The organism is Arthrobacter sp. Y3223164, from assembly GCF_059091005.1.
In genome coordinates this window covers 1-6,467 of the sequence record NZ_JBNHGF010000142.1, presented here as the reverse complement: position 1 = coordinate 6,467, position 6,467 = coordinate 1, and the positions used below count along the sequence as shown (strand labels likewise).

At 68.0% G+C, this 6,467-nt stretch carries 6 protein-coding genes and 1 pseudogene; all 7 read left to right on the top strand.

The genetic code is table 11. The annotated features are described in order from the left end of the window. Positions 1-190: pseudogene (locus AC5RUJ_RS08965) on the top strand (site-2 protease family protein); the annotation flags it as partial. 110 nt (positions 191-300) lie between these two features. Further along, positions 301-1,341 (top strand): tRNA (adenine-N1)-methyltransferase, encoded by a 1,041-nt coding sequence (locus tag AC5RUJ_RS08960; protein WP_494074494.1) that lies wholly within the window; start codon positions 301-303, stop codon positions 1,339-1,341. Positions 1,342-1,547: 206 nt separating this feature from the next. Further along, positions 1,548-3,236: a proteasome ATPase gene (arc, locus tag AC5RUJ_RS08955; protein WP_493978557.1), complete on the top strand. Its 1,689-nt coding sequence runs from the start codon at positions 1,548-1,550 to the stop codon at positions 3,234-3,236. 14 nt (positions 3,237-3,250) lie between these two features. Then, the gene (gene dop, locus AC5RUJ_RS08950) at positions 3,251-4,849 is read left to right on the top strand and encodes a depupylase/deamidase Dop (RefSeq protein ID WP_494014131.1); all 1,599 of its coding nucleotides are present in this window, start codon (positions 3,251-3,253) and stop codon (positions 4,847-4,849) included. Positions 4,850-4,891: 42 nt separating this feature from the next. Next, positions 4,892-5,095, top strand: a complete 204-nt coding sequence (locus AC5RUJ_RS08945) for a ubiquitin-like protein Pup (RefSeq protein ID WP_493978456.1) — start codon at positions 4,892-4,894, stop codon at positions 5,093-5,095. A 3-nt stretch (positions 5,096-5,098) separates the two neighbouring features. Further along, a complete protein-coding gene (gene prcB / locus AC5RUJ_RS08940; RefSeq protein WP_494074542.1) occupies positions 5,099-5,935 on the top strand; it encodes a proteasome subunit beta in 837 nt (278 codons plus the stop codon). Between the two features lie 2 nt (positions 5,936-5,937). Continuing rightward, the coding region (prcA, locus tag AC5RUJ_RS08935) for a proteasome subunit alpha (RefSeq protein WP_494155773.1) at positions 5,938-6,467 on the top strand (530 nt) is incomplete at its 3' end.

Genomic DNA, 6,467 nt, shown 5'->3' with positions numbered 1-6,467 from the left:
GGCCGTCTCCCGGGCTCTGGCGCCGGGGGCCTACGTGCCGGAGGCGGCTGCCGGCCAGGAGCTGGTGCAGTACCTGGCCCGGCTGGCCGGCAGCGAGTACGCCGTGATCGACGGCGAGGGCCGCGTCACCGGGGTGCTCCAGCAAAGCACGGTGGTCCGCGCCATCACCGGCAAGGCCGGCAGGCTCTGATCCCGCCGGTCGGCGCCGGGAACCCGGCCGCCGGCCGGAATACAATCGACGAACCGGCCCGGCACACACCGCCGCGGCCGCACACACAACGACCGGAAGTGATCCCACGCATGAGCTCCACCACCAGCGCGCACGGCGCCGACCAGCGACGCGGGCCGTTCCGGCCCGGGGAACGGGTCCAGCTCACGGACGAAAAGGGCCGGATGAACACCATCACCCTGACGCCCGGTGGCGCGTTCCATACGCACAAGGGCTTCCTGCCGCATGACGAGGTGATCGGACGGCAAGAGGGCACGGTCGTGGCAAACACGGTGGGCCACCGGTACCAGGCCCTGCGCCCGCTGCTTTCGGACTTCGTGCTCTCCATGCCGCGCGGCGCCGCCGTGGTCTACCCCAAGGACGCCGCCCAGATCGTGACCATGGCGGACATCTTCCCGGGCGCCCGGGTGGTGGAGGCCGGGGTCGGTTCGGGTGCCCTGAGCATATCGCTGCTGCGCGCCGTGGGCGACGGCGGACGGCTGCACTCGTTCGAGCGGCGCGAGGAATTTGCCGACGTTGCCCGCGGCAACGTGGAAACGTTCTTCGGCGGACCGCACCCCGCCTGGCAGATCTCGCTGGGAGATTTCCAGGACGAAGTCGTCAAAGCCGAGGAACCCGGCAGCGTGGACCGGGTGGTGCTGGACATGCTGGCGCCGTGGGAGTGCCTGGACGCGGTGGCGACGGTGCTGGCGCCCGGCGGCGTCTGGATCAGCTACGTCGCGACCGTTACGCAATTGTCACGTACTGCCGAGGCGATCCGGGCCGACGGCCGGTTCACCGAGCCCGACGGCTGGGAGTCGATGGTCCGCGGCTGGCACCTGGAGGGCCTGGCCGTCCGGCCCGACCACCGCATGGTGGCGCACACCGGTTTCCTGCTCACGGCCCGCCGGCTGGCCGGCGGCGAGACGGGCCTGACGCCCAAGCGTCGTCCGTCCAAGACCGGCTTCGCCGCCGAGGACGTGCAGGCGTGGACCGGCGACGAGGACGATTGGAATGCCGAGGCACTGGGGGAGCGGACCGTGTCCGACCGCCGGCTGCGCCGCGCTGCCAAGGATGCCGCCTCCACCGTGCAGCGCGGAGCGTTCAAGGACATCAACCCCGAAACCGACTGAGGGCGGGACGCGGGCCGCTTCCGCGGGGGCATCGGAACAAGATGTCTCGGTTTGGCGTTTTCTTTCGTAGACAGGTGCAGCCGGCGCGGGGGCCGGTTAGTGTCTAGGGAAGGAACCGATCACGGAAGCAGGTCGCGGTGATGAACGACCAGAACCAGAACAACCAACCGGCACCGGCTGAACGGCAGGACGACCCGCGTGACGCGTTGACGGTCGCCCAGCGCCAGATCAACGTCCTGCGCGACAAACTCCGCCACCTGGACAAGCAGTTGGCCGCGGCCACCCAAAACAATTCCCGCCTCGTCTCCACGCTCGAGACCGCGAAGAGCGAGATTGTCCGGCTTAAGTCCGCCCTCGAACGCGACGGCGAAACCCCCTTCAGCTTCGCGACCATCACCCAGGTTAACAAGGCGCAACGGCCGCGGCCCGGCACGAGCAACGCTGCCGTGGTGCAGGAGAGCGTCGACATCGTGCAGTCCGGGCGCAAGCTGCGCGTCGCGGTCAGCCCCCTGGTAAAGATGGACCACCTCGCCCCCGGCCAGGAGGTCCTGCTCAACGAGTCGCTCACAGTGATCGCCGCGCTCGGCTTCGAGCGCTCCGGCGAACTGGTCACCATCAAGGAAATGCTCGACGGTGACCGCGTCCTGGTGGTCGGACGCGCCGACGAGGAACGGGTCGTCAAACTGTCCGGCGCCCTGCGGACCGAACGGCTCCGGGTCGGCGACGCCGTGTCCATCGACGCCCGCAGCGGTTACGCGCTGGAGAAGATTCCACGCAGCGAGGTGGAGAACCTCATCCTCGAGGAGGTGCCGGACATCTCCTACGAGGACATCGGCGGCCTGGGACCGCAGATCGACCAGATCCGCGACGCCGTCGAGCTTCCCTTCCTGCATCCCGACCTCTACCGCGAGCACGGCCTGAAGGCCCCCAAGGGCATCCTGCTCTATGGCCCTCCCGGCTGCGGCAAGACGCTGATCGCCAAGGCCGTGGCCAACTCGCTGGCCGCCAAGGCCATCGAGCGCAGCGGCACGGACACCCGCAGCTACTTCCTGAACATCAAGGGACCGGAACTGCTGGACAAGTACGTGGGCGAGACCGAGCGGCACATCCGGCTGATTTTCGCCCGGGCACGCGAGAAGGCATCCGACGGCAGCCCGGTGGTGGTCTTCTTCGACGAAATGGATTCGCTGTTCCGCACCCGCGGCACCGGCGTCTCGTCCGACGTCGAAACGACCATCGTGCCGCAGCTGCTGTCCGAGATCGACGGCGTCGAGAAGCTGGAGAACGTCATCGTCATCGGCGCCTCCAACCGCGAGGACATGATCGACCCGGCCATCCTGCGCCCCGGCCGGCTGGACGTGAAGATCAAGATCCACCGGCCGGACGCCGAGGCGGCCGCGGACATCTTCGCCAAGTACCTCACCACCAACCTCCCCATCCATGCCGAGGACCTCGCTGAGCACGGGCAGGACCGCAAGGCGACCATCGACGCGATGATCCAGCGCACGGTCGAGGAAATGTACTCCACCGACAAGTCGAACGAGTACCTGGAAGTCACCTACGCCAGCGGCGACACGGAAATGCTCTACTTCAAGGACTTCAATTCCGGCGCCGTCATCCAGAACGTGGTGGACCGGGCCAAGAAGAACGCCATCAAGGACCTGCTGACCAACCAGCAGAAGGGCCTGCGGATCGAGCATCTGCTCAGCGCCGTGGTGGACGAATTCCGCGAGCACGAGGACCTCCCCAACACCACCAATCCGGACGACTGGGCCCGGATTTCCGGCAAGAAGGGCGAACGGATCACCTACATCCGCACGATCGTGCAGGGCAAGGCCGGGCAGGAGGCCGGCAAGGCCATCGAAACGATGTCCAACACCGGGCAGTACCTGTGAGCGTCTATCGCGTGATGGGTTCGGAGACGGAGTATGGCATCCATGCTCCCGGCGAACCCCTGGCCAACTCCACGGTGCTCTCCTCGCAGGTGATCAACGCGTACGCGGCGACCATGCGGAAGGGCCTGGGGAACCTGGCCGGCACCCGGTGGGATTACACCGACGAGGAGCCGCTGCACGATGCCCGCGGATTCGACCTGTCGCGTGACCAGGCGGACCCTTCCCAGCTCACCGATGTCCCGCCGATCCTCGACGCCGAGCAGATAGCGCTGGCCGGCGGCCGCGCGGCCGGCAACGAGTTCTACACGGACGAATCCTCCGGCGTGCTCATGAACATGGTGCTCAGCAACGGGGCCCGGCTGTACGTGGACCACGCCCATCCGGAATATTCCTCGCCCGAGGTGACCAACCCGCTGGATGCGGTGCGCTGGGACAAGGCGGGCGATGCCGTCGTGCTCGCCGCGATGCGCAGGATCGCCGCCACGCCGGGATTCTCGCCGGTGAACCTGTACAAGAACAACACCGACAACAAGTCGGTCTCCTACGGCGCGCACGAGAACTACCTGATGCCGCGCAGCGTGCCGTTCAACCGGATTGTCACCGGCTTGATTCCGTTTTTCGTGTCCCGGCAGGTCGTGTGCGGTGCCGGGCGGGTGGGGCTGGGCAGCAACGGCCGCACCCCTGGCTACCAGGTCAGCCAGCGCGCGGACTTCTTCGAGGCCGAAGTGGGGTTGGAGACCACCATCCGGCGGCCCATCATCAACACCCGGGACGAACCGCACGCGATCGCGGACAAGTACCGGCGGCTGCACGTGATCATCGGCGACGCGAATCTGAGCGAGGTGTCGATTTTTTTGAAGATGGGCACCACCTCCGTCGTGCTGTCGATGATCGAACACGGCGAGGTACCGGACGTCCAGCTGGCCGACCCCGTGCAGGCGCTGCAGGCGATCAGCCACGACCCCTCCCTGCAGCAGAAGGTACCGCTCAAGGACGGCAGCATGGTCACCGGCCTGGACCTGCAGGAGATCTACCTGCAGGCAGCGGTGGAGCATTGCCGCCGGCACGGGACCGACAGCGGCCAGACCGCGGACGTGCTGCGGCGCTGGGCTGCGGTGCTGGACACGCTCCGCCGGGACCCGATGGACGCCGCCGACCAGCTGGATTGGGTGGCCAAGCTCAAACTGCTGCAGGCCTACCGGGACCGGGACGGCATGGAGTGGGGCGACCCGCGCCTGGGCCTCATCGACCTGCAATATGCCGACGTGCGGCCCGAGAAGGGCCTCTACCACCGCCTGGCCGCACGCGGCCGGATCCGCCGGTTGCTCTCGGACGCACAGATCGACGCCGCCGTGGGCGAGCCGCCCGAGGACACCAGGGCCTACTTCCGCGGGAAGTGCATTCAACACTTCCCCCGCGAGGTCGTCGGGGCCAGCTGGGACTCGGTGATTTTCGATCTTCCCGACCGGCGCCGGCTGCAGCGCATCCCCACCCGCGAGCCGTTGCGCGGCAACCGCGCACTGACCGGCAGGCTCTTCGAGGAAGCTTCGTCGGCAGAGGACTTCATCACGGCGTTGCTGGGCCCCGCGGACGAGCCCCACGTGGCAACATAAGCACTAGGACAGAGTCGATCGTCCCACCAGAAGGAGGCCATCATGGCAACCCAGGACCGCAAGAACGTGGACTCGCGCCGCGACGACGAAGAGTACGACGACGAGCCCACGCCCGAGCCTGCCGCCGCACCGGCCGCGCAGGCCGAGACCGAAGGCACGGATGATCTGCTGGACGAGATCGACGGCGTGCTGGAACAGAACGCGGAAGAATTCGTGCGCGGTTTCGTGCAGAAGGGCGGCCAGTAATTGATGGACATGCCGGCCGGCGGTCCGGGCTCGGTTTTCGCCCACATTTCCCATTCAGCCACCGCCTCCTTCAGCGAGTATCTGGCGCGCACCGCCCCGGATCTGCTGCCGGGCGCCCGGGGGGCCCAGCAGCTGCCGGCGGGGGCGGCACCGATGGTGCCCCACGGCACCACCATCGTGTCGATGACGTTCGCCGGCGGCGTGCTGATGGCCGGCGACCGGCGGGCAACCATGGGCAACCTGATTGCCAGCCGGCACATTGAAAAGGTCTTTCCGGCCGATTCCCATTCGCTGCTGGGCATCGCCGGCACCGCCGGCATCGCCCTGGACATCACGCGGCTCTTCCAGGTGGAACTCGAGCACTACGAGAAGATCGAAGGCACGCTGCTCAGCCTCGACGGCAAGGCCAACCGGTTGGGCGCGATGATCCGGTCGAATCTGCCCATGGCGATGCAGGGCCTCGCAGTCATTCCGCTCTTCGCCGGATTCGATGCCGAGCGGCGGGTTGGCCGGCTGTTCTCCTACGATGTCACGGGCGGACGCTATGAGGAGCAGGAGCATCACAGCGTGGGGTCCGGGTCGGTCTTTGCCCGCGGGGCGCTGAAGAAGCTCTGGCAGCCGAACCTGGAGGAGGCGGCAGCGGTCCGGGTGGCCGTCGAAGCCCTGTACGACGCCGCCGACGACGACTCGGCGACCGGGGGACCGGATGCCGTCCGGCAGGTGTGGCCAGTGATCTACACCGTCAACGCCGCCGGCGCCCGCCGGATCCCGGACCGGGAACTCGCCGCCACGTCCGAGGCCGTCATCGGAGCGCGGGCCGCGGCCGGACGGGAGGCCTGAGCATGACGCAACAGTTCTACGTCTCGCCCGAACAGCTGATGAAGGACCGGGCGGACTTCGCCCGGAAAGGCATCGCCCGGGGCCGTTCCGTGGTGGTGCTCAGCTGCTCCGAGGGAATCGCGCTGGTCGCCGAAAACCCCTCGCCGGCGCTGCACAAGATCGGGGAAATCTACGACCGGATCGCGTTCGCCGCGGTCGGCAAATACAACGAGTTCGAAAGCCTGCGCCAGGCCGGGGTCCGCTACGCCGACGTGCGCGGCTACTCCTACGACCGGGATGACGTCACCGGCCGCGGCCTCGCCAGCGTGTACGCGCAAAGCCTGGGCGCCGTGTTCACCGCCGACAGCAAGCCGTTCGAAGTGGAGCTTGCCGTCGCCGAGGTCGGCGATACGCCGGGCGACGACCGGCTGTTCCGGCTGACCTTCGACGGGTCCATCGCCGACGAGCGCGGCTTCGTGGTGATGGGTGGTTCGGCCGAGGCGGTGGGCGAGAGGCTGCGCGGCAACCCGGCCGCGGACCGGGACTTTCCCGG